Raw genomic sequence first — 22,683 nt, 5'->3', positions numbered from 1 at the left:
CGAGTGCAAACAATGCTTAACCCCCTGATTGATGAGATTTTTGAGCTACTTTTAACTCAGCGTGTTTGGAAAGTTCATACCTTAGCTGCAACGCTCGCTCAACAAGGGGTGTTACCACCTTTAGATGCAAACCCTGAGCAAAATTTATTTAAAAAGAATTTTTTAATTATGAATGCTTTATTTGAGCTGCAAACACAGCTATTACCCAAGCACTTAATTATATCGTCATTACATATTGAACTTGTAGAGGCAAGTAGCAATGTAGCAACACAATCCCATTTAAAAGGTTACTATTTAAACTGGGAAAACTACGACACCAGTGCCAAAGACATAGAGGCATTATTAGATAGTTTTTGGCAGCAATTTAACCCACTAATAAAGCAACCAGTTGGGCAAATTGAGCCATTACTTAAGGCTTGGCAACTACCGCCAAACTTTAGCCTGGCTATGCTACAAAAGCGCTGGCGGCAATTGGCATTAAAACATCATCCCGATAAGCAAACTGGGAGTGCATGTAAATTTAGACAAATAAGAGCCGAGTATGAGCAGCTAAAGCTAGCTGCTCAAAACAGGTAATTAACGGGTAAGGCGACGGGCACGAATTTTACGTCCTTTAATATTGCCCTCGGTTAATTTACGTAGCGCAGGTTTTGATGCATTGCGCTCAACGGCTACAAAGGCAACGTTATCGAGTACATTTATTTTACCTACTTGGCGTCCTGCAACACCATCTTTGCCAGTAAGTGCACCTAAAATATCACCAGCGCGCACTTTTTGCTTTTTGCCCGAGTCAATCATTAGGGTAACCATTTCAGGCTTGTAAGGCGGCTTTTCTAATAAACTAAAAGCAGGCATTGGCTCTGGCAAAAAGTCTCGTTCGTAATGGTCGCCTATTTGCGCCACTTTAAACTGCTCAGCTTCACCGTAAATAGAGCACGCAATGCCTTTTTTACCCGCTCGGCCTGTACGCCCTACACGGTGCACATGGGTTTGTGGGTCGTGTGCTAAATGGTAATTTATTACCATGTCCATGTCGTCAATATCTAAGCCTCGCGCGGCAACATCGGTAGCAACTAATATTGAGGCACTTTTATTAGCAAAATGAATTAACGTACGTTCGCGATCACGCTGCTCTAAATCACCGTGCAACGCCACTGCGCTAAAGCCTTCACTTGCTAAATCATCACAAACTTGTTGTGTTTCTACCTTGGTATTACAAAAAACAACACAGCTTTGTGGTGTAAATTTAAGCAGTAATAATTTAAGTGTTGAGTAACGCTGTTTGTTGTTATCCATTTTGTAAAAGTATTGCTTTATTGTGCTTTTTTCTTGCTCTTCTTCTACTTTTATCATCTCTGGATTTTTTAATACGCGCTTTGCAATAGCTTCAATTGCACGCGGAAAGGTTGCACTAAATAACAACGTTTGACGATTTTGCGGTATGCGCTCAATAATGGCATCAAGGGTATCTTGAAAACCCATATCAAGCATTTGATCTGCCTCATCAAGTACCAGCGTTTCAACATCGTCTAAACGCAGTGTGCCTTTACGAATATGATCGTCCACTCGCCCAGGTGTACCCACAATAATGTGCGCGCCATGCTCAAGCGAGCCTATTTGTGGGCCAATAGAAACCCCGCCACACAAGGTTAAAATTTTAATATTGTGAATACCGCGGGCAAGTTTGCGCATTTCTACTGCCACTTGCTCGGCCAGTTCGCGCGTTGGACAAAGTACAAGCGATTGAATACGAAAACGTTTTACATTTAATTTAGCTAACACACCCAAACTAAAAGCAGCAGTTTTACCTGAACCGGTTTTTGCCTGTGCAATAATGTCTTTACCTTCAAGTACAGGTGGCAGGCTTTGCGCTTGTACAGGCGTCATTTGCGAGTAGCCAAGTGTTGATAAATTATCAACTAAACCAGCAGGTAAAGCCAAAGATGAAAATGCAGTAGAAGTCACAATAAATTCCAAAATAATAAAAACAACACAGGGCTTAGCCCCAAAATATGGCTCTATAATAGCAGAATTCAGGTTAGGCAACCATTAATACCCGATGTGCATTATTTTACGATGCGTTAATCCTTGTTAATAAAAAAGTTGCAAATGATACTAGTTTTCATTAAGATCCTCGAAAAATTTTAACACCCTAACACTGGATGTAATTGATGAAACTAAACTCACTGTACGTAGCACTTGTTGGTGCCATTAGCACAAGCGCCTTTGCCGCACCTACTGACTTAGAGCGAATTGAAGTTAAAGGTAGTTATTTTAACGACTACAAAGTCGACAACGCCAACGGAGCAATGAGAACATCAGCGTCATTGTTAGAAACAGCGCAATCAGTAACGGTTATTAGCGATACAATAATTAGCGAGCAATTAGCAACCACACTTGGCGAAGTGCTTACTAACGATGCAAGTTTAACTGCCGGCTCTCAACAACGTAACCGTGAAGTATTTAACTTACGCGGCTTTGAACTTAGCTCTTCAACAGGCTACTTACGTGACGGACACCAACATTGGTCTCACTACCAGCAACCGATTGAAATTCTACAACAAGTAGAAGTTATTAAAGGCCCATCAAGTATTTTATACGGACAATCAGGTCCAGGTGGCTTGATTAACATGGTGACAAAAAAGCCTACGGCAACTACATTATTTAACGCCAGTGCAGATGTAGACCAACATGGCTCTACCCGCTTTATGCTAGACGCAGCTGGTGCACTTACCGACGCTGAAGATTTACGTGCACGCGGTATTTTAGTAAAACAAGATGTTGATTACTGGCGCGAATACCAAAACGGCGAAAACCGTGAACGCGACCGCTTTTTAGGTGCTGTAATTGTTGATTACGATTTAAGCGACAACGCATTAGTACGTGTACATTACGACCGCACAGACGACGAAGCAGGCCTTGATACAGGTGCATGGATAGATGACAACGCTAATGTGATTGGCGATGACAAAACCATTCGCGATATGTCTTGGGCGTTTACCGACATAACGGTAGAAAACTTAGGCGTAGATTTTGAAGTGTACTTAAACGATCACTGGCAAGTTAAGCTTGGTTACAACGAGCAAACATTTGAGCGCCAGCGTTTTGAGTCTGCACCTCGTAAGCCAAGCACATTCGTAGAAGGCGATAGCTATGAGTCGCGCCCTTACGACCGTTTTGACGATTGGCAGTTTAAAACCGCATTTATTGATTTTGTTGGCGAATTTAAAACCGGTAGTTTACAACATCAGTTTTTAATTGGTGCAAACTCACTAGATTACTATTACGGGCAACGCCGTACATCAGCAGAGTATTTTAATTTTGCTGCAGGCCAAAACGAGCCAAGCCGCCCAACAGTAAGCTATAAATCAGATGATACTATTAGCGAAACTGAATACGACTACTACGGTATTTACGTTCAAGACTTAATTACTTTCTCGCCACAGTGGCAAGTATCATTAGGTGGCCGTTACGATGAGCAAAACAGAGAAGGCGCAGATAACGAGTCGTTCGTACCAAAAGTAGGTGTGCTTTATCACCCTAACCCTTCTGCGACTATTTATGCTAGCTACTCAGAAGGTTTTGAGCCACAAGGTAGCGATACATTAGTAAGCGAAACTGACATCAACAACGGTATGAAGCTTGATGCTGTAACCTCTGAGCAAAAAGAAATTGGTGTTAAATGGCAACTATTTGATGACCGCCTAATGTTAAGCGGTGCTGTATTTGATATTAGCAAAAAAGGCACCTTAGTAACCGAAGCACTTGAAGTGCCAGTGGGCGAATTTACCTCTGAAACAAACCAAGTAGGCGAGCAACGCCATAAAGGGCTTGAGCTAAGCGCGCAAGGTGCAGCTACCGACCGCTTATTTGTTATGGCATCAACTATGTACTTAGATGCAAATTTTGAGCGTGACGAAGACCTACAAGGTAAACGCCCTACTGATGCTCCTAAATGGTCTGCATCACTTTGGACTCGCTATGAGTTAAACGACACCATTGCATTTAATGCCGGTGCATTTTATGAAGGTGAGCGCTTTGCCGATAGTGCAAACACAGTAGTAAAAGATGCTTACACACGAGTAGATGTAGGTGCAACTTACAAACTTAAAGTAAGCAAAACCGATGTAAACCTTCGTTTAAACATTGAAAACCTATTAGACGAAAACTACTTAGGCGGCGGTGGCTTAAACAACGTTACCGTGGGCGAAGGCACAAATGTACGCCTAGCAGCTCAATTTAGCTTTTAAGTTATAAAACTTATACTTATAAAGCCCGCACAATAATAATTGTGCGGGCTTTTTACTGCCTATTAAAAACACCACTGCATTCATCTCATCTATTTTTTAAAGCCTTTAAAAAGTGCTCTAATACACTTAATTATAAAAAGGCTTACTCTATATGAAAAAAATTATTACAGCGCTACTAATGACTAGCAGCCTCAGCGTTAGCGCAAACAATGCAGAATTCACCACAATGCAATTACAACAGGTTGATGAGGTGCGCACTGCTGCACTTAAAAGCCATTTAAGCTACGAGCTACTCGAGTCACTCACAACAGAAGTTGGCCCTCGCTTACCCGGCACTGAAAACGATAAAAAAGCAGTAGCATGGGCTAAAGCAAAATTTAACGAACTTGGTTTTGATAAAGTATGGCTTGAAGAAGCAACATTTCCAAAATGGCGCCGTTATAGCGAAAGCGGAAAAATACTCACCCCAAGTGAGCAACCTCTGCATTTAACTGCGCTGGGTAATAGTGTAAGCACACCCGATGATGGCATTAGCGCACCGGTTGTACTGTTTGAAACATTGGATGAGCTAATTGCAGCACCAGCAAATAGCTTAGAAGGTAAAATTGCCTATATTAATTACCGCATGAACCGCGACATAGACGGCAACGGATACGGCCCCGCAGTAAAAGCACGTGCCACAGGCGCAATTGAAGCTGCAAAAAAAGGCGCGGTTGCTTACATGATGCGCTCAGTGAGCACAGCTCACCATCGCTTTGCTCACACTGGTGGTAGTTACTATAAAGAAGGGGTTAAAAAAATACCTAACGTAACTATTGCCAACCCGGATGCGGATCAAATAGCGCGCTTAGTGGCCTTAAACAAAAAGGTAACGGTTAATATAAATGTACAAACACAAAGCCTAGGAGAAGGCACAAGCTATAACGTTATAGGCCAATTTAATGGCACCGAAAACCCAGAACAATATGTGTTAATTGGTGGCCACCTAGACTCATGGGATTTAGGCACTGGCGCATTAGATGATGGCGCAGGTGTTGCGTTAACAATGGCTGCGGCTAAACACATTAGCGATGTTAAACGCCCTAAGCGCAGTATTCGTGTTGTACTGTTTGCAGCAGAAGAGCTTGGACTTTGGGGTGCAAAAGCTTACTTTGCACAACATAAAAGCGATTTACATAATATAGTTGCAGCTGCTGAGTCGGACTTTGGCGCCGATGTCGTATATGGTTTTGAGTCAAATGTTAATGCGGCTTCTCTGCCAGTAGTGCGTGCCATAGCAAAAGAGCTGGCTGCGTTAAACATTGAGTACATTGGTAAAAACCAGGCTAACGGCGGGCCAGATTTAATCCCCTTAAAAAAAGCGGTGTCGGCACCTATATTTGAGTTAGCTCAAGATGGCACTGATTACTTTGATTACCATCACACAGCTGATGACACACTCGATAAAGTAACGCCTGCTAAACTGCGCCAAAATACCGCTGCGTATGCTGTATTTGCGTTAATGGCAGCAGATGCCAAAACAACAATTCAACCGAAAGCGCAGGCTAACTAATAACTGACATACTTACTTACAGTTTGTCGCTTTGATAAACGCACTCCTTGTTTTACCTTTATATAAATTAAATAAAACAAGGAGTGTGCGGGCATGTTGCTTTTCAATACGAGTCAGTCGTTTCCTCATTTTGCACAAATACAGTGCTGCCCTAACTGCCATAGCCGCGCCTATCATCTAATAAACCAAAGTCGTTTTTTACGCTTTACGGTTATTCCTGTTCTACCTTTAGCACTAAACTATAAATACGAATGCTATCAATGCGGCCATAATGCGCCTGTAAAATTAAAGCAGTTACCGACGTTTGAAATTTTCACTCTACCTAAATACTTTATAGGGGTATTTTTAGCGTTATGGGTGGGTTTATTTTTTTACCAACAACACGCTGCAGCGCAAGCGCAAAAGCAAAGCTACTTAACTAACCCTAAAGCCTACGATACGTATTTAGTACACGCTGATAAATTTACTCATGAGCCATGGACACTCACCAACTTAAAAGTTGCGCAAGTTTTAAGTTTTGACGAGCAGTTTATAACGTTTCAAGTAAGTAACTACAGCTATAAGCGCAACAAAGGCATTACTACTGCAATGCGTACCAGCTTATTAGTACAAAGGGGTTACTTCTCAGATGACAAAATTACTTTGCCTCGTAGCGAAGTAAAAAGACTTTACAGCGACGGGGTGATTTACGACGTACTGCGCCCCTCAGCAAATAGTTTATATGGTGGTTTTGTAATGTTTCCGCCAAAACCAAAACCGCTATATAAAGGTTTAAAGCTCGACAAAAATAACCAACAGGGCATTACGTATTTTAAAAACGGACAGTATAGCGATGCGCTTGAGAGTTTTACTCTAGCCGCAAATGCCGGCTCGCAATGGGGGCAGCTCAATCTTGCGCAAATGTACCGAGATGGACAAGGCGTAACTCAAAATGTACAAACAGCAAAACATTGGTATGAGCAGGCAATAGCGCAAGGTAATAGCAAAGCGAAATATGAGCTAGAACAGCTTTGTGAAAACAGCCAATGTAAATAATCTAAGGCTGTATTTAAAATAATGATTAGGCTGCGCTTTGATGAAAATATAAAACAAAGCGCAGCCTAAAAATTCACACAGCAGTTATTTATTAAATATTTTTGTATAAGCTAAATGCAGAATAACAATGCATAGCCCCGCTACTACTCCTAGTAATCCGTCAAATATAAGGGGGGCTAATGTTTCGCCGGTGCCATTTAATAACGACTTGCCTATGGCTATTACTTCTAATTGCCAATGATGTAGTAGCTCAATACCGTGGGATAAAATGCCGCCACCGACTAAAAACATGGCCACCGTGCCGGCAAAGGCTAAAAATTGCATAAGCCTTGGCGCTGCAGCTAATAGCCCCTTACCAAGCATCTCTTTAAATTTATTAGCCGACACCTTTGATTGATTAAGCAAATACAAACCCGCGTCATCAAGCTTTACAATACCGGCTACAAGGCCGTATACACCTATAGTCATTAATACGGCTATAACACACAGTACAAGCGCCTGATTTACAAGTGTGGCACCTGCAACCGTTCCTAAGGTGATCACTATAATTTCGGCTGAGAGAATAAAGTCGGTGCGTATGGCTCCTTTTACTTTTTGCTTTTCATACTCAGCTGGGTCTAATTGTTGCGACTCATCAACCTCTTTTTCGGGGTGAGGTAAAAACCGAGCAAATACTTTCTCAGCGCCTTCAAAACATAAAAATAAGCCACCGATTATTAGCAGCGGGGTTATTAACCAAGGCAGCCATACACTTATGAGCAATGCACCAGGCACCAAAATGGCTTTATTTAAAAATGAGCCCTTTGCCACAGCCCAAACTACGGGTAATTCGCGGTCGGCTGTAACCCCTGTAACTTGCTGAGCATTAAGTGCTAAGTCGTCACCAAGTACACCGGCTGTTTTTTTAGTGGCGACTTTACTCATTGTGGCAATGTCATCAAGTAAGGTGGTTATATCATCAAGTAATGTTAAAAGGTTAATGCCTGCCATGTTGCTTCCTAGCTAAAAAATAATGCTATCAACATAGCGTAATCCGTAATTTTCACCAACGGTTAATTTTGCTTTGTTATGCTGATTAAACGCACTGATTTTTATCAATGGCAAACTTACTTAGGGGATATAAATGAAAGCATTGGTGGTTATTTTTACAAGCATGCTGGTTTTATCAGCCTGTAGTAATGAGTCTAAAAGTACCCACTACTTATGCAACGAGCACGTAGTAGAATTAGCCCACCAAGGAGCGGGGGCTACACTTACTTTAAATGAGCAAACATATACGCTTAATAAAGAGCCGAGCGCATCAGGGGTAAAGTATATTAATGAGCGAGTGCTATTTTGGTCTAAAGCCGATGAAGCCATGCTGATTGTTTCAGGTAATAAATACCACTGCCAACTTCAACAAGCCGATGCCTTATAATTTTGTCTTTCGCGATTTAAACTTTTTCTTTTTTCTCATCGTAATAAATACCCTGTTTTTACGTTATCACTGACTTAACAACTGCACATGCATTTGTTGTTTAGTTGGGTATAATACTTTCACTTTTTGCTTAGTAGCGGCCTACCATGAAATATAAAGATTTACGTGATTTTATCGATTTGCTTGAAAAAAAAGGCGAACTTAAACGTATTACTCAAGAAATCGACCCGTATCTTGAAATGACCGAAATAGCCGACCGTACATTACGTGCTAAAGGCCCCGCATTATTGTTCGAAAACCCAAAAGGTCACAGTATGCCTGTGCTTGCAAACTTATTTGGTACACCTAAGCGCGTTGCTATGGGCATGGGCCAAGAAGATGTAAGCGAGCTGCGTGAAGTTGGCAAGCTACTCGCTTTTTTAAAAGAGCCCGAGCCACCAAAAGGGATTAAAGAAGCACTAGGGCAAATTCCGGTATTTAAACAAGTACTCAATATGCCGGCTAAAGAAGTTAAAAAAGCACCGTGCCAACAAGTTGTTCTAGAAGGTGACGAGGTAGATTTAACTAAGTTACCAATACAGCATTGTTGGCCTAGAGATGCCGCTCCCCTTATTACTTGGGGTTTAACCGTTACCAAAGGGCCTTATAAAAAGCGCCAAAATTTGGGTATTTACCGCCAGCAGCTATTAGGTAAAAATAAAATAATTATGCGTTGGTTATCGCATCGCGGTGGCGCACTCGATTTTCAAGAATGGTGTAAAGAAAACCCCGGTGAGCCTTACCCGGTTTCGGTTGCATTAGGAGCTGATCCTGCCACTATTTTAGGTGCGGTGACACCTGTGCCAGACACGTTAAGCGAATATGCCTTTGCTGGCTTACTGCGCGGTAGTAAAACAGAAGTGGTTAAGTCAATTTCAAATGACTTACAGGTCCCTGCCAGTGCCGAAATAGTACTTGAAGGCTACATTATGCCTGGCGAAATGGCTCCCGAGGGGCCATATGGCGACCACACTGGTTATTACAATGAAGTTGATGATTTTCCTGTGATGACAGTGACCCATTTAACACACCGTAAAAACCCAATTTACCACAGTACATTTACCGGCCGTCCACCTGATGAGCCAGCTATTTTAGGTGTGGCATTAAACGAAGTGTTTGTGCCTATATTGCAAAAGCAGTTTCCAGAAATCGTCGACTTTTACTTGCCACCCGAAGGCTGCTCTTACCGTATGGCCGTGGTAACCATGAAAAAACAATACCCAGGCCATGCTAAGCGCGTCATGATGGGCGTATGGTCGTTTTTACGTCAGTTTATGTACACTAAGTTTGTTATTGTTTGCGATGATGATGTAAATGCCCGTGACTGGAACGATGTTATTTGGGCCATCACTACCCGTATGGACCCTGCACGCGACACCACATTAATTGAAAACACGCCAATAGATTACCTCGATTTTGCATCGCCGGTATCTGGGCTTGGCTCAAAAATGGGCATGGATGCAACAAATAAGTGGCCAGGTGAAACCGACCGCGAATGGGGCGAGCCAATTGTCATGGATAAAGCGACAAAAGATCGTGTTGATGAAATTTGGCAAAGCCTCGATATACTTTAAGCACGCTTAGTGAATATAAACAGGCTATAAAATGACCCCGCAGATATGTTAATATTGCTCCACTTAACTGCATATCTGCGTAAACGCTGCTAAAAGGTAAAAAATGCAAACATTAAAAGCTGAAGTTGTTGCCATCAGCCCACTTACAGAATTTGTTCATAAAGTAATTTTAAAGCCTCAACAACCTGTTACGTTTGAAGCTGGCCAATACATGCAACTTGTACTTGGCGAAAAAGACAAGCGCGCATTTTCGATTGCAAGTCGTCCATCGCAATGTGATGAAATAGAGCTTCATATTGGCGCATCTAAAGCCGATTCATACGCAATGCAATCGCTTGAGCATTTACGTAATGCGCATCAAAATAATACACCGGTAGATATAGAAGCCGGCCTTGGTGTATCGCAACTACGCCTACAATGCGAGCGCCCTATTATTTTATTGGCTGGCGGCACTGGTTTTTCTTATGCAAAATCAATGGCTGATCACTTAGCTGAAATTAACTGCGACCGCCCGGTACTATTTTACTGGGGTGTTAAAGAAGAGTCTGCATTGTATGCTCACAGCGAAATGCAAGCATGGGCAGAGAGTAACGAGCACTTTAAATTTATTCCTGTTGTAGAAAACCCATCTGCTAATTGGCAAGGCCACACTGGGTTTGTACACAAAGCAGTCATGCAAGATATTGTGTCGTTAGAACCTTACGACATTTATATGGCTGGTCGCTTTGACATGATAGGCATTGTCCGTGATGACTTTATTGCTCACGGTGCTGTTCGCGAAAACATGTACGCCGATGCATTCGCGTTTATAAAATAAATTTTTATTTATAATACAAAGGCGCCCCATGGCGCCTTTGTTATTTCTATCAAATTTAAGCTATTAATTGGTATAACCTATTACTTTAATCAGTATAAACAATTTCCTAAATTCCTATCTATAAACCATACTTTGTATAGAACATCAGCGGGAGAGACCCAAATGTTAAATACAAAAGTAAAAGATTTTATGCAACGTAAGTTGCCACACATTACCCCAAATACCGAAATGACCACCGCCATTAGTGAGCTGCAAAAGTTTAACTTATTAGGTGCACCAGTATTTGATGACAATAAATCGCTGGTTGGTTTTATATCTGAGCAAGAGCTGTTAAAACCATTAATGCGAAGCAGCTATTTTTGCGATGGCGTTGTAAAAGTTTCGCAGCTTATGCAAACCGAGGTTGTAACCGTTAATGCCGATACCAACATTATCGAGCTTGCAGAGCAAATGAAAACAGGAAAGCCAAAAAACTACCCCGTTGTTGAGGGTGATACCGTGATAGGGCTAATTGGCCGAAGCGATGTATTAAAAGCACTGTTTGATAATTACGTGAGCTGCCAAACAAAAGTAAGCTAACATAAAAAATGCCGCTAATAAGCGGCATTTTTTGTATTAAGCGTATTTAACGTGCCGCAGCAAGCGCAGTTAATGCGTTTTTATCGCTGTCGCTTAAAAATGCAATCTCTAAGGCATTAGCTTGTGCCTTATGCATATCGGCTTGTGTTAAACCCGCCTTTGGCGCAGCCACTAGGTATTCATGCTCAATTTCAATGCCCTCTACAGCCGGATCGTCGGTATTTATACACGCTAAAATACCATGATCTAAAAACTGCTTAAGGGGGTGTTTAGCTAAATCGTTTACGGTACTGGTTTGAATGTTACTGGTTAAGCACGACTCAATACCAATGCGGTTATCGCGCAGGTAGTCCATTAGTTTAGGGTCTTCAATTGCTTTTACCCCATGGCCTATACGGCTTGCACCTAATTCATTAATGGCTTGCCAAATACTCGCTGCGCCCAGCGCTTCACCGGCATGAATGGTAGCGGCCAGGTAAGCGTCTCTTACTTGCTTAAATTGTTCGACAAAAAGCTCTCCCGGAAAACCAATTTCATCTCCGGCTAAATCAATCGCCACTAAATCATTTTTAAAGGCAAGTAATGCGTCAAGCTCCTGCTGACAAGTTTTAACACCGTAAGTACGCGACATAATACCAATTAAGTTTGCTTTAATATTTACGCCTTGAGTAGCCGATTTAATACCATCAACCACGGCCTCAACCACCCCTTGCGGGTGTAAGCCTTGGCTTTGTGCCATATAATACGGGCTAAAGCGAAGCTCTACATAATCAAGTCCCTGCGCTTGAGCATCTTCTATGTTTTCAACGGCAATGCGTCTACAGGCGTCGTAGTCGCCCAGTACCGTTACACCCCAGTCGAGCTTTTGTAAAAAAGCCATTAAATCAGGCTCAGGATCAATAACTTGCACATGAGGGATAAGCGCCTCTACGTTATCAGCAGGTAGCGTAATATTAAACTGTCGACCAAGCTCTAGTATGGTTTGCGCACGTACATTGCCATCTAAATGACGATGAATATCTAGCAGAGGTAATTTTTTATTTATCATAATAGCGACTCGGTTAGGTTAAAATTGCGCGCATGATACGCAGGTACAGTTATTTTTCAAGTGTAGAGCAGTTAAAGTAAATATTAGCGGTCATATGTCTGCTTTTTACTCAAAAAGTGAACAAAATTAGGTTTTTGTTCACTTATTTTGATGAGCTAAGTGATGCCAGAGTGTTTTAAATAAGGTATTTGCTTCAATGGGTTTAGTAATATAATTATCCATACCGCTGGCAACTGCTTTTTTAACATCGTCATCGTGGGCATTAGCAGATAAGCCAATAATAGGTAGGTCAAACAAACCAAGTTCATTACGAATAACTCGCGTGGCTTCAAGGCCATCCATTTTTGGCATTTGTATATCCATAAGCACAATGTCGTAGGTATGCTCTGTCAGCTTTTCAATCGCCTCAAAACCATCATTAGCAATATCAGCAACGCACCCTTTGGTTTTTAAAATAGCGCTCGCGACGTGCTGATTTAATGGGTTATCTTCAACAAGTAATAATTTATAATCTGCAAAAGAAAGCGTACTAACATCTATCTCATCATATTGTTGCTTTATTTGCTCAGCCTTTGGTAGCGGCGAATAAATTGGTAAGCTAAAGGTAAACGTAGAACCATGCCCTTCGTGGCTTATTAAATCAATTTCTCCACCCATCAACTCTACAAGCTTTTTGCATATACTTAAACCTAAGCCCGTGCCGCCATATTGACGCGAGGTAGAACTATCTGCTTGTGCAAACGGTTTAAAGAGCTGTTTTTGCGCCTCTTTACTAATACCAATACCGGTATCGTTAACGCTAAAGTAAGTCATTTTTTTAGATTGCCACACTTTAAGTGTGATGCTGCCTTTAGCCGTAAACTTAATGGCATTATTGATTAGGTTTAGCAAAACTTGTTTTAAGCGTATTGGGTCGGTGTTGATAACCAAGTTACTTGATTTATCGTAATCAAGCATAAATTCTAGCGACTTTGCTTCTATATCAAACTGCAGCAAATTAGCCACTTCTTCACTGAGTGTGCCTACATCAATTGGCTCTTGAATTAAATCAAGTTTACCTGCTTCCATTTTAGAAAAATCGAGCACATCATTTAATACTCTTAGCAATACGCCCAGTGCCCCATCTGCTTGTTCAATATAGCTGCGGGCTTGCTGCCAATCGTTTTGCTGTAGGGCTAAATAATGCAGCCCTTTAATACCATTAATAGGCGTGCGAACTTCGTGGCTCATATTTGCTAAAAACTGGCTTTTTATTTCATTGGCTTCATCGGCCTTTTGCTTTTCTAAGCGTAAAACTTTTGTTTGTTTTGCTACCTGCTCACGTATACGAATATTGGTACCCGTTACCGATATTAAAAAGGTAATAAGCAGCCAAACAAATAACATGCCGGCTATTTGCGCAAGCCAGTAAACTAACCATGACTCTCGTTGCATTGGCTGATGCAGCTCCACCTGCCACACCCGCTTACCTACCAATAATTTATAGTCTTTTAACGGCAATAGTTGCTGGTGATCGGCAATAAAAATAGGCTGTGCATTATTCTCTGTTGTGGTGTCTGTAAAGCTCACTGCAACGCCGTTGTTTTGATCAAATAACACCGCGTTTGATAGTCTTTCTAAGCTAACAACGGCTACCACAAAACCTTTAAAATCGTCTTCGGTAATATTGTTGCCAAACACCGGATGAAAAAACAACACGCCGCGCTCAGCTTCGTTTTGTACTAAATTTATTGGCTCACTGATCACCAACTCATTTAACACTTTTGCTTTTATTAATGCAGATCGCCTTACCTCATTTGAGGCAAGATCAAAGCCAATTACATCTTCATTTCCCGACAAAGGATGTGCGTATTGTACGGGGTAGTAAAAATCTCGTTGGGGTGCGGCTTGCCAACTGCCATCTTTTGCTCTTTCTTTTAAGCTATATTTAGCCAGCTCTGTGTTGTTATTAGCCTCTATATACTGAGCTAGGTTTTCACTTGGTAAGTAGGGCACCCACTCAAATGCTAAAATTTCTTCGCTGTAACTAAGCTGCTTAGAAGTAAACTGCTTAAATTCAGTAAAGCTCACATCGTCACTACTAGAAAAAAAGGTCGCCAGTAAGGCGAGGTGTGCGGTTATTTCGTTAATTTTATTGTTGATAGCATCTTGAGTGGCTAATATTTTCAGCTCTTCTTTTTGAATGTTTTTTTCTTTTTTTACACTGGCCGCGCCATAAAAGCTAATACTTATAACCATATAAATTAACAGTGAGGGCAGTATAACTTGTAGGCGATAATTTACCTGTGAATAGTTAAATGCCGCTAGCATAAGCGGAGTAAAAACAAGCACCCCAATACTGTCGCCTATCCACCACGCTATAAACGTATCCCAACCGGCTTGAGACACAATAACGCCATTAAAAATTAATAAGCTGGTGCCTACACCTGCAGCTATAACACAGCACAATGGGCCGGCAACAACGAGGCTTTGAATACAGTGTTTTAAAGAAGATAAGTCGAGTGGTGCTTTAATCACTTTCGTGACCAACTGGCTACCTACCCATGCTTGTAAAGTAGCAGCAAAGGTAACAGCCGCAGCATGCATAAATACACTTAACTGAAATATCGCTGAGGCGCTTTCTAAATGAATGAGGTTAGTAAAAAAAGCCCCTAAAACAATACCTAGTAAGCTCTTTCTGCCCCAAATTAAAAAGCCAGCAAGTGCAATTCCCGAAGGCGGCCACACAGCCACTGCGTAGCCATCTATCGCTAATAGTAAATTACTAAAATATCCGGTAAAAAAGTAAGCGCACGCTAAACTTACAGTGACAATGAAAAAGTGTTTCAACCCAATGCTCCCGAATATCAAAGCTGCAAAAGTATAAGTGTAGCCTTTATTGATACAAAACGAGTGCTTTATCGGCTTGTGCGGTATTTTTATAGCTAAGCGCTGCTTGCTGAGCAAATTGCTTTTTGTTTTCGATATTCAAGGCTTTATCAAAAACCTTTGCAGCTAACTCATAATCGCCTTGAGCATTAGCTAAACACGCAAGCGAGAGTAATAATGCGTTGTTTGCATCATCTTTTTTCAGGCGCTCTTGAATACTACTTTGAAGCTTTACAGCCTCTGCCGAGGTGGCGTTACTTAATATATTGGCCAGCTGAGCATGTTGCTCGTCGTGCTTCACCATTTTAATTAAGTCACTTTCAATCGTACTTAACTGGCCCACTTTAGCCATTTGCATTAAGTAAGCTGTATTAGCATGAGCTTGTAGCTTTTTAGGAAGTTGTTTATATTTTTCAGTGATTTTATCGCTAGCTTGTGCATTAAAATAGGCATTAAACAGCTGCGTCCACTGCGCATCGTTAAGGAATTTTTTACGAAGTAAACGCGGTAAAAAGTCTTCAAGTGCACTAAAGTGCTGTTGCTGTACAAGTATTTCGGCGTATAGCTTAAGCTCAAGTGGTGTCGCTTTTTTTGAATCGCTGTTAGCACGCATTTGTGATTCTATTGCGCTACTATCGCCACTGGCTATCCAAAGTTTAGCAACGTTAAGTTGCTGCTCTGGGCTAATTTCAAATAAACGCTCTAGTGCTTTGTCAGTTTGGTTATTAGCAAGCGCTGCTTTTGCTAATAGCGCTAAGCGTATATCTTCAAACTTACCGGGTACACTATTACCTGATAACGTTTGCTCTACATGCTCGTAATCATCGTTTATCGCACTCCATAAGGCTTGCTCTATAGCTGCTTGCTTTCGCTCTTCGCTACGCGCAAAAAAACCATGTTTAGTATTATGATAAATCGACAATAAATAGCGCACTAATTTGTAAGTTAAAAACAAAATAGTTGCACTAATTACCGCCATAATACAAAACGATACAATCGTGCCTTCAATCGTGGTGTTGTTAAACGAGATCAGCACATAGCCTTTTTCATCCAGTACAAATGGCGTAATCGCTAAAACTAAAACAATCGCAACAATTAATACTATAAGCCCTATCATTGCGCCCACTCCTTAACCTGCTGTGTACTTTGTAGGTTTACTTCAGGGTTAAAGTTTAATGGCTCTTTTTCTAGGCTAGTTAGTGCGTTTATAACCACTTTTGTCGCCTCGTCATCTTGTTTAAAGTACTCATTAACAAGACGCTTTGCCTCACTTATGGCACTAAAGTAAATGCTAGCTTGCTTGCTCATTAATGCATCTTGAGCTTGCGTCACATTTAATTTAATACGTTGATTAATTAAGTGGCGCTCCTGATCGGTTAGCAGTGGCTCTATAGCAACCCCTTCGTGCTGGCGAATAGTAATAAAGCTATCAACTAGCTTATTCCAGCTATTACTTAGGTTTTGCTGCCAATCGCTTACATCTTCACTCAAGGCATTTTTTTCAATTTCTGTTGCTTCTTGGGGTATGTTAACGGCATTAAATGCAAGGTTATCTATGTTTGATAACACGCTATTAAGTTTTAAGTAAATGGCTTCTGTTGGGATAGGTTTTAAGCTATCTAGTGTTTGAATGTCTTGTGTTATTGCTTGGCGAACTGCAACAGTACCTGGGTGTTCACTCAATAAGGCATCTAAGCGTTTAAGTACAGCGCTGGCACCTTGGTAATCTTTTTCAGCCCACAGTTTAAACTCAGCCATACGTTGTAAGCTGGTTACTTCTTGCGGGTTTAGTGAAGCGCCTTGCTGCTGAGCTTGTTGCAATGCTGCTTTTAATTGTTGCTGGTTACTCTCTGCACTTTCATTAAGCGCAGCTGCCACTTTTTGCTCACTATTGAACAATGCTTGCTGAAGATTAGATTGCGCAGACTTGAGCGCCTGTAACTCTTGTGACAATAACGCGTTTTCTTCTTTTAGTTCATTAACAGCTACATTTTGGGCTTTACCTGCATTGAGTTTTTGGTAAAACTCATACCCCACACCACAGGCAACAATAAGCGAAATGATCAGCGCTAATACCGCTAATTTACTTATTTTTTGCTTATCGTTATGTGGTTTACTGTGTGCTTTAGCTGCCTCTTTTTTTTGTGCAGAGGCCGCTGCCTTAGTGGTTGGTGTGTTATCTGCCGTTACTGGCTTTGACTGTTCGCTCATCTTGCTACCTTGCTGTTTTATGCAGGAAAACATAGCGGTATCGCTTGCCCCTGCGGCAATGTGTATATTAGCCGAGCTTACCTGTTGCTGTTGTAAATAAGCGGCTATACGCTCGCTAGCAACATAAAATCGGCACTGTTGTAACCACTGTAACTGTTGTTCAGTCAGGTTATTAAATATTGCATCAACTGCTGCATTACTGGTTATGACTATACCTTGTACTTTCAGGCTTTGCCAGTGGTCTGTCCAGTTGGTTTTTTCAGCGCTTATTGGCTCGCGCTTGTATACCACACAGTTATTTAAAAATGCCCCACGCGCCTTTAAGGTTTTGGCAATATCTGGACGCCCCGCTTGGCCTTTTACTAATACAATATTGCTACCATCAACCTCAGCTAACGAGTTTAGCGCCAATAACCCTTCAGAATCATGTAGCTTAGGCACTGCTGCGCGCACGCCAAATAACGCATAAATAGTATCTGCAGTTTGCTGCCCTACTGCGTAAAATTGCGCTTTGGTATTTATTGTTGGCTTTAATTGCGCAAGGGCGGTAACGGCATCTTGAGAGATAAAAATAATTTTATCGGCATTAATTAACGGGCTTAGCTCGGTAGAAGAAGGCGTAAGGTAGGATATTTTTAAAACAGGAAATAATGACGCCTGATAACCCGCTTGCTCAAGTTGCTGAGCAAGGGCTGCGCCTTTTCCTTCGGGCCGAGTTACCAGGATATGTGTCATTTATGCGTCTCTATATACTTCTGCTAATATTTTGTCGGCGCCTTGCGCTAATAATTTTTTAGCAAGCTGCACACCGATAGCTTCTGCATCATTTATATGACCGGTTACTTCGTCATGTAAAATTTCACTACCATCTACCGCGCCCACGAGGCCACGTAAATGCACTTGCTCGCCATCAACTAATGCGTAGGCACCAATTGGTACTTGGCAGCCACCTTCTAAATGACGATTCATAGCACGCTCTGCATTTACACGAATACGTGTTTGGGTATGCTCAAGCGGGGCCAGTAAGGCTTTTGTTACTTCATCGTCAATACGACATTCAATGCCGACAGCACCTTGTCCGTTAGCAGGTAGAGATACCTCAGGCTCAATATAATCAGCAATACGCTCGTCCATTTTTAAACGTAGCAGTCCGGCTGCGGCTAAAATAATCGCATCGTACTGGCCATCATCTAGCTTAGCTAAACGAGTATTAACATTACCACGTAAGTCTTTAATGACTAAATCAGGGCGCAAAGCTCTAATTTGGCACTGACGACGAAGGCTAGAAGTGCCTACTACAGCGCCTTTTGGTAATTCGCTTAAATTGGCAAAGTTATTTGATACAAATGCGTCGCGCGGGTCTTCACGCTCACAAATTGTGTGCAGTGCTAAGCCTTCTGGAAATTCAACGGGTACATCTTTCATTGAATGCACAGCAATATCCGCGCGGCCATCTAACATTGCTTGCTCAAGCTCTTTAACAAACAAGCCTTTACCACCAATTTTAGCAAGCGGTGTATCTAAAATAATATCCCCTTGAGTAGACATAGGGACTAATTCTACGCGCACATCAGCATGAAAATGCTCAAGCTGTGCTTTTACAAATTCAGCCTGCCAAAGCGCTAAAGCACTTTTACGGGTTGCAATGCGTACTAACTTTGTTTTTTCTGTCATAGGGGTATCCAAATAGTTACAGCTAATAGCCAAGCTTAATTAGCTAAAATTCTAAATTCTTTTTGAGCAATTAAATTACCTTGCTCATCAACAACATCTACACGCCAATGGCCTGTTTGTGTATTCATAATATTTTTGGTTGAGTACGTTCTGTAGCGCGGCGAGGTAACATTAAGTGAAATCTCAGCCATGGTTTCACCCTCATAAGACCATACATGCTTTACTTGTTGGCCTTGTAGGTTTTTAAGCTCACTAAAAAACGAAAGTGCCTCTTCAAACTGATTTAAGCGGATATCTGCAGCAAATACATTAGTGGGCTCGCGCTTACTTACTTTGCGAGTAAGCACTGCACGGCTAATTTTACCTGTATCAATTTGTGCACCTAACGCAACACTGGCAATGTGCGCATTAGATGAAAAGCCTTCACTGCTGGTTAGCGAACCGTCGTCGTTTTCAATATCTGGAAGCTGTTCATTGGGTGATGCGCTTAACTGCGTGCTAGTAAGCGGCTGATTAGCGATAGGCTCAGCGAGTTCGGTATCTGATTGCTCAATAACAGAAACTTGATTGCTTTGGACGTTAGCAATTGGTTCTATATCCGTTTGCTCATTATTGCTTTGCGCTAACGAAGTATTATTAACGCTTTCATCCTCAAGCACCGCTGGCGCAACATCTGCTATATCATTTATAAGCTCATTTGGGCGCGTTTGCTCGTCATTTATACTCACCGTGGGCTCAACATTATCTGCTGTGTTGTCGCTTAAAGGTGAATACGGCGATTGCTCATTAGGTTGCTCGCCCTGCTCGGCATTTACCGAGCTAGTTAAGCCATACACAACCGCTGCCGAGGTCATTGCTACCAACATAGAAACACTCGCAATACGACGCCAATGCCACTCGTAGCTTACATTAGGTACACTATTTTGTGGTTCGCGTTTTACATTTGCTTTAATAACTATTTTTTGACTCATATTGACCTCAGCGGCTCCAAATTAGCTTAAACGGGCAATTAACCATTGGCGAATAGCTTGCAGTTCTTCTGCGCAAACCTGATGAGCCATAGGGTATTCTTGCCAGCTTACATCCATGTTATGTGCTGTTAATACTTCAAACGCACTTCTACCCGCGCTATGCGGCACTACATTATCTTGGCTACCATGAGCCATAAATACATTTAAATCAGTATGCTTTGCTTCTTGCGCTAGCTTTTCAGGCACGCACATATAAGTAGACAGCGCCATAACACCTGCAAGTTTGTGCTCAAATCGCGGCGCTAAATGTAAAGACACCACGCCCCCTTGCGAAAAGCCCGCCAAAATAATTTTATTGGCAGGTATACCATTTTCAATTTCTTGATTGATCAGGGCTTGCACTTTTTCGGCTGAATCTCTCACGCCTTGTTCATCGGCACGTTTGTCTAATTCTATAGATTTAATGTCGTACCACGAGCGCATTTCCATGCCACCATTTATGGTGACCGGTTGAATAGGCGCATGCGGAAAAATAAATCGTATACCAAGCTCACTGGGTAAGTTAAGTTGCGGTGCAACCGGAGCAAAGCCATCGCCAGAGTCGCCTAAACCATGTAGCCAAATAACAGTGGCTTTGTGCTCACCTTGCGCTGGGTATTGTGCAAACTCTAAACTCATAAGCTTGATTGCCACTTAATTTCTTGGCCAGCTTGGCGAGTAGACGCTTGGTTCATAAACTCCCAAAACTCTGCGCCAGAGCGGTTATCAATCCACTGGCCGTCACGCATTTCAAAATGGTGACCATTAAATTTAGTCGCAACCCACACTTGATGCAAAGGCGCTTGTTTGTTAATTACAATTTTACTTTTATCAGGGAAAATTATTTCTAAAATACCCTCTGCCGATTCGTAGTCTAAATCTGCTTCGCAATCATCAACTTGCTCTTCAATTGTGAACATAAGAGCTTCGGCTAATTGGTGATATTCGTGTTCAGTCATTGTAATTTTCCTTTGCAGGCGAGCTGCCTAATATTGGGTACGGTTTATATACAGCTAGTGTAACAGGAATAAAATCATCCGCGAATAGCTGCATTTTTTAGATATTCTGTTACTCTGCGATTATAAAGCCAGCAACCGTATTAATCTAATGAAAGCGACACATACCTTACAATTAAAACGACTATATATAAGTACTTTACTGCTAAGTGCATTAGCTGGCTGCGGCCAAAGCGGGCCTTTGTATTTACCAGAGCAACAGGCTGAGCAAAACACACCCCCTAATACGGCACAGCCAACGCCCGTAAAAAAAACCAACACCGAGCAAGTGCAGGAGCAATAAATGGATTATTTTAACTATCAAAACAATCAATTATTTGCCGAAGATGTCTGCATTGCCACAATTGCTCAGCACTATGGTACGCCGTGTTATGTGTACTCGCGTGCTACTTTTGAGCGCCATTATTTAGCCTTTGCAAATGCCACTAAAAATCATAAAAGTTTGGTGTGCTACGCAGTTAAAGCCAATTCTAATATTGCAGTATTAAATATATTAGCGCGTTTAGGCTCAGGGTTTGACATAGTGTCTAAAGGTGAGCTGGCGCGTGTAATAAAAGCTGGCGGTGATGCCAGTAAAGTGGTGTTTTCAGGTGTGGCTAAAACCGCCGACGAAATTGCTTATGCACTAAAGTTAGGTATTAAATGTTTTAACGTTGAGTCGGCCTCAGAGCTTGAGCGTATTTCTGAGGTAGCGTGCGAGTTAAATTTAGAAGCCCCTATTTCTATTCGTGTAAACCCTGATATAGATGCCAAAACTCACCCGTATATTTCTACCGGTTTAAAAGAAAACAAATTTGGTATCGATATTCAAACGGCTGTGAGCGTTTATCAGCATGCGGCGTCTTTACCTGGTCTAAAAGTAACAGGTGTAGATTGCCACATAGGCTCGCAATTAACTGAGGTTAAACCTTTTTTAGAAGCGCTTGATAAGCTAATGGCATTAATAGATGAGCTTAAAGCAAATGGTATTGAGCTTACTCATTTAGATATTGGCGGCGGCTTAGGCGTTCCTTACAATGATGAACAGCCACCTCACCCAAGTGAATACGCTGCGCAGGTTACCGAGCGCTTAGCCAATTACAAACACCTTGAACTTATTTTTGAGCCAGGGCGCGCTATAGCCGCTAATGCTGGAATTTTAGTAACGCAGGTTGAGTTTATTAAGCAAAACCAGGATAAATTTTTTGCCATTGTCGATGCGGGTATGAACGACATGCTTCGCCCTTCGCTTTATCAGGCATGGCAAAAAATCATTCCTGTATCGGTGCGTGATGACGACACCCCAACACATAACTTTGATATTGTGGGCCCAGTGTGCGAAACCGGCGACTTTTTAGGAAAAGACCGCGAACTAGCCCTTAAACAAGGCGACTTATTGGCGCAGCGAAGTGCTGGTGCCTATGGTTTTACAATGAGTTCAAACTACAACTCTCGCCCACGCGTGGCCGAAATAATGGTAGATGGTGAGCAACACCACCTTATTCGCCAACGCGAAACCATCGAGAGCCTTTATCAAGGTGAGAAAATTTTACCATAAACGTTTTTGTTAAGGCGCTGCTCTGTGGCATGATTAGCGCAGAGCAAACCCGAATT

20 protein-coding genes are annotated in these 22,683 nt (G+C 41.9%); 10 read left to right on the top strand and 10 right to left on the bottom strand.

The genetic code is table 11. From position 1 onward, the window contains the following. Positions 1-12: 12 nt before the first annotated feature. A complete protein-coding gene (locus VOI46_RS00620) occupies positions 13-576 on the top strand; it encodes a DNA-J related domain-containing protein (protein ID WP_004588960.1) in 564 nt (187 codons plus the stop codon). Here the strand turns inward: VOI46_RS00620 and dbpA are convergent, their stop codons facing one another. Continuing rightward, on the bottom strand, positions 577-1,965 hold the full coding sequence (dbpA, locus tag VOI46_RS00615) for an ATP-dependent RNA helicase DbpA (RefSeq protein WP_096740357.1): 1,389 nt from the start codon (positions 1,963-1,965) through the stop codon (positions 577-579). It lies immediately after the preceding gene. A gap of 206 nt (positions 1,966-2,171) precedes the next feature. Here dbpA and VOI46_RS00610 point away from each other — a divergent pair, with 206 nt between their 5' ends. From VOI46_RS00610 to VOI46_RS00600, 3 genes are all read left to right on the top strand, one after another. After that, a complete protein-coding gene (locus tag VOI46_RS00610) occupies positions 2,172-4,250 on the top strand; it encodes a TonB-dependent receptor (protein ID WP_324738121.1) in 2,079 nt (692 codons plus the stop codon). Positions 4,251-4,401: 151 nt separating this feature from the next. Continuing rightward, positions 4,402-5,802, top strand: coding sequence for a M20/M25/M40 family metallo-hydrolase (locus tag VOI46_RS00605; RefSeq protein WP_004588963.1), 1,401 nt, complete (start codon positions 4,402-4,404; stop codon positions 5,800-5,802). Positions 5,803-5,895: 93 nt separating this feature from the next. Continuing rightward, positions 5,896-6,837: a tetratricopeptide repeat protein gene (locus tag VOI46_RS00600; protein WP_004588964.1), complete on the top strand. Its 942-nt coding sequence runs from the start codon at positions 5,896-5,898 to the stop codon at positions 6,835-6,837. An 84-nt stretch (positions 6,838-6,921) separates the two neighbouring features. On the opposite strand, the gene VOI46_RS00595 is transcribed toward VOI46_RS00600, so the two are convergent. Next, complete coding sequence (locus tag VOI46_RS00595) at positions 6,922-7,827, bottom strand: DUF808 family protein (RefSeq protein ID WP_004588965.1); 906 nt, start codon at positions 7,825-7,827, stop codon at positions 6,922-6,924. Positions 7,828-7,960: 133 nt separating this feature from the next. Between VOI46_RS00595 and VOI46_RS00590 the strand changes: the two genes are divergently transcribed. From VOI46_RS00590 to VOI46_RS00575, 4 genes are all read left to right on the top strand, one after another. Further along, a complete protein-coding gene (locus tag VOI46_RS00590; protein ID WP_004588966.1) occupies positions 7,961-8,254 on the top strand; it encodes an MliC family protein in 294 nt (97 codons plus the stop codon). Positions 8,255-8,400: 146 nt separating this feature from the next. Next, on the top strand, positions 8,401-9,867 hold the full coding sequence (gene ubiD, locus VOI46_RS00585; protein ID WP_004588967.1) for a 4-hydroxy-3-polyprenylbenzoate decarboxylase: 1,467 nt from the start codon (positions 8,401-8,403) through the stop codon (positions 9,865-9,867). A 103-nt stretch (positions 9,868-9,970) separates the two neighbouring features. Further along, positions 9,971-10,684, top strand: coding sequence for an NAD(P)H-flavin reductase (fre, locus tag VOI46_RS00580; protein ID WP_004588968.1), 714 nt, complete (start codon positions 9,971-9,973; stop codon positions 10,682-10,684). A 162-nt stretch (positions 10,685-10,846) separates the two neighbouring features. Then, on the top strand, positions 10,847-11,263 hold the full coding sequence (locus VOI46_RS00575; RefSeq protein ID WP_004588969.1) for a CBS domain-containing protein: 417 nt from the start codon (positions 10,847-10,849) through the stop codon (positions 11,261-11,263). Positions 11,264-11,309: 46 nt separating this feature from the next. Here VOI46_RS00575 and add read toward each other — a convergent pair whose 3' ends face one another. From add to cyaY, 8 genes are all read right to left on the bottom strand, one after another. After that, positions 11,310-12,311 carry an adenosine deaminase gene (add, locus tag VOI46_RS00570; protein ID WP_004588970.1) on the bottom strand — a complete coding sequence of 334 codons (1,002 nt, stop codon included), beginning with the start codon at positions 12,309-12,311 and terminating at the stop codon, positions 11,310-11,312. A 138-nt stretch (positions 12,312-12,449) separates the two neighbouring features. After that, a complete protein-coding gene (locus tag VOI46_RS00565) occupies positions 12,450-15,140 on the bottom strand; it encodes a CHASE domain-containing protein (RefSeq protein ID WP_004588971.1) in 2,691 nt (896 codons plus the stop codon). A gap of 46 nt (positions 15,141-15,186) precedes the next feature. After that, positions 15,187-16,296 carry a heme biosynthesis HemY N-terminal domain-containing protein gene (locus VOI46_RS00560; RefSeq protein WP_004588972.1) on the bottom strand — a complete coding sequence of 370 codons (1,110 nt, stop codon included), beginning with the start codon at positions 16,294-16,296 and terminating at the stop codon, positions 15,187-15,189. Beyond that, entirely contained in the window at positions 16,293-18,125 is a 1,833-nt protein-coding gene (locus VOI46_RS00555; protein ID WP_004588973.1) for a uroporphyrinogen-III synthase, read from the bottom strand. The genes VOI46_RS00560 and VOI46_RS00555 overlap by 4 nt, the downstream gene beginning before the upstream one ends. Further along, the gene (gene hemC, locus VOI46_RS00550; protein WP_024032067.1) at positions 18,126-19,064 is read right to left on the bottom strand and encodes a hydroxymethylbilane synthase; all 939 of its coding nucleotides are present in this window, start codon (positions 19,062-19,064) and stop codon (positions 18,126-18,128) included. It lies immediately after the preceding gene. A gap of 35 nt (positions 19,065-19,099) precedes the next feature. After that, a complete protein-coding gene (locus tag VOI46_RS00545; RefSeq protein WP_004588975.1) occupies positions 19,100-20,035 on the bottom strand; it encodes a DUF2914 domain-containing protein in 936 nt (311 codons plus the stop codon). Between the two features lie 21 nt (positions 20,036-20,056). After that, a complete protein-coding gene (locus VOI46_RS00540; protein WP_004588976.1) occupies positions 20,057-20,713 on the bottom strand; it encodes an alpha/beta fold hydrolase in 657 nt (218 codons plus the stop codon). Continuing rightward, a complete protein-coding gene (gene cyaY / locus VOI46_RS00535; protein ID WP_004588977.1) occupies positions 20,710-21,033 on the bottom strand; it encodes an iron donor protein CyaY in 324 nt (107 codons plus the stop codon). Before cyaY ends, VOI46_RS00540 begins: the two co-directional genes overlap by 4 nt. A gap of 148 nt (positions 21,034-21,181) precedes the next feature. On the opposite strand from cyaY, the gene VOI46_RS00530 reads away from it, so the two are divergent. Then, entirely contained in the window at positions 21,182-21,373 is a 192-nt protein-coding gene (locus VOI46_RS00530; protein WP_004588978.1) for a lipoprotein, read from the top strand. Beyond that, complete coding sequence (gene lysA, locus VOI46_RS00525; RefSeq protein ID WP_004588979.1) at positions 21,374-22,627, top strand: diaminopimelate decarboxylase; 1,254 nt, start codon at positions 21,374-21,376, stop codon at positions 22,625-22,627. Positions 22,628-22,683 lie beyond the last annotated feature (56 nt).

Origin of the sequence: Pseudoalteromonas sp. CuT4-3 (assembly GCF_035666335.1) — a bacterium.
GTDB classification, from domain to species: Bacteria; Pseudomonadota; Gammaproteobacteria; order Enterobacterales; family Alteromonadaceae; genus Pseudoalteromonas; species Pseudoalteromonas atlantica.
Note: the sequence above shows the minus strand (reverse complement) of the source record. Positions and strands in the feature narration are given on the sequence as shown.

Bases quoted from the DNA above. Each gene is read 5' to 3' on its own strand.
- VOI46_RS00620 (WP_004588960.1), top strand. From the start codon at position 13: ATGCTTAACCCCCTGATTGATGAGATTTTTGAGCTACTTTTAACTCAG.
- VOI46_RS00610 (WP_324738121.1), top strand. From the start codon at position 2,172: ATGAAACTAAACTCACTGTACGTAGCACTTGTTGGTGCCATTAGCACA.
- VOI46_RS00605 (WP_004588963.1), top strand. From the start codon at position 4,402: ATGAAAAAAATTATTACAGCGCTACTAATGACTAGCAGCCTCAGCGTT.
- VOI46_RS00600 (WP_004588964.1), top strand. From the start codon at position 5,896: ATGTTGCTTTTCAATACGAGTCAGTCGTTTCCTCATTTTGCACAAATA.
- VOI46_RS00595 (WP_004588965.1), bottom strand. From the start codon at position 7,827: ATGGCAGGCATTAACCTTTTAACATTACTTGATGATATAACCACCTTA.
- VOI46_RS00590 (WP_004588966.1), top strand. From the start codon at position 7,961: ATGAAAGCATTGGTGGTTATTTTTACAAGCATGCTGGTTTTATCAGCC.
- ubiD (WP_004588967.1), top strand. From the start codon at position 8,401: ATGAAATATAAAGATTTACGTGATTTTATCGATTTGCTTGAAAAAAAA.
- fre (WP_004588968.1), top strand. From the start codon at position 9,971: ATGCAAACATTAAAAGCTGAAGTTGTTGCCATCAGCCCACTTACAGAA.
- VOI46_RS00575 (WP_004588969.1), top strand. From the start codon at position 10,847: ATGTTAAATACAAAAGTAAAAGATTTTATGCAACGTAAGTTGCCACAC.
- add (WP_004588970.1), bottom strand. From the start codon at position 12,311: ATGATAAATAAAAAATTACCTCTGCTAGATATTCATCGTCATTTAGAT.
- VOI46_RS00560 (WP_004588972.1), bottom strand. From the start codon at position 16,296: ATGATAGGGCTTATAGTATTAATTGTTGCGATTGTTTTAGTTTTAGCG.
- VOI46_RS00555 (WP_004588973.1), bottom strand. From the start codon at position 18,125: ATGACACATATCCTGGTAACTCGGCCCGAAGGAAAAGGCGCAGCCCTT.
- hemC (WP_024032067.1), bottom strand. From the start codon at position 19,064: ATGACAGAAAAAACAAAGTTAGTACGCATTGCAACCCGTAAAAGTGCT.
- VOI46_RS00545 (WP_004588975.1), bottom strand. From the start codon at position 20,035: ATGAGTCAAAAAATAGTTATTAAAGCAAATGTAAAACGCGAACCACAA.
- VOI46_RS00540 (WP_004588976.1), bottom strand. From the start codon at position 20,713: ATGAGTTTAGAGTTTGCACAATACCCAGCGCAAGGTGAGCACAAAGCC.
- cyaY (WP_004588977.1), bottom strand. From the start codon at position 21,033: ATGACTGAACACGAATATCACCAATTAGCCGAAGCTCTTATGTTCACA.
- VOI46_RS00530 (WP_004588978.1), top strand. From the start codon at position 21,182: ATGAAAGCGACACATACCTTACAATTAAAACGACTATATATAAGTACT.
- lysA (WP_004588979.1), top strand. From the start codon at position 21,374: ATGGATTATTTTAACTATCAAAACAATCAATTATTTGCCGAAGATGTC.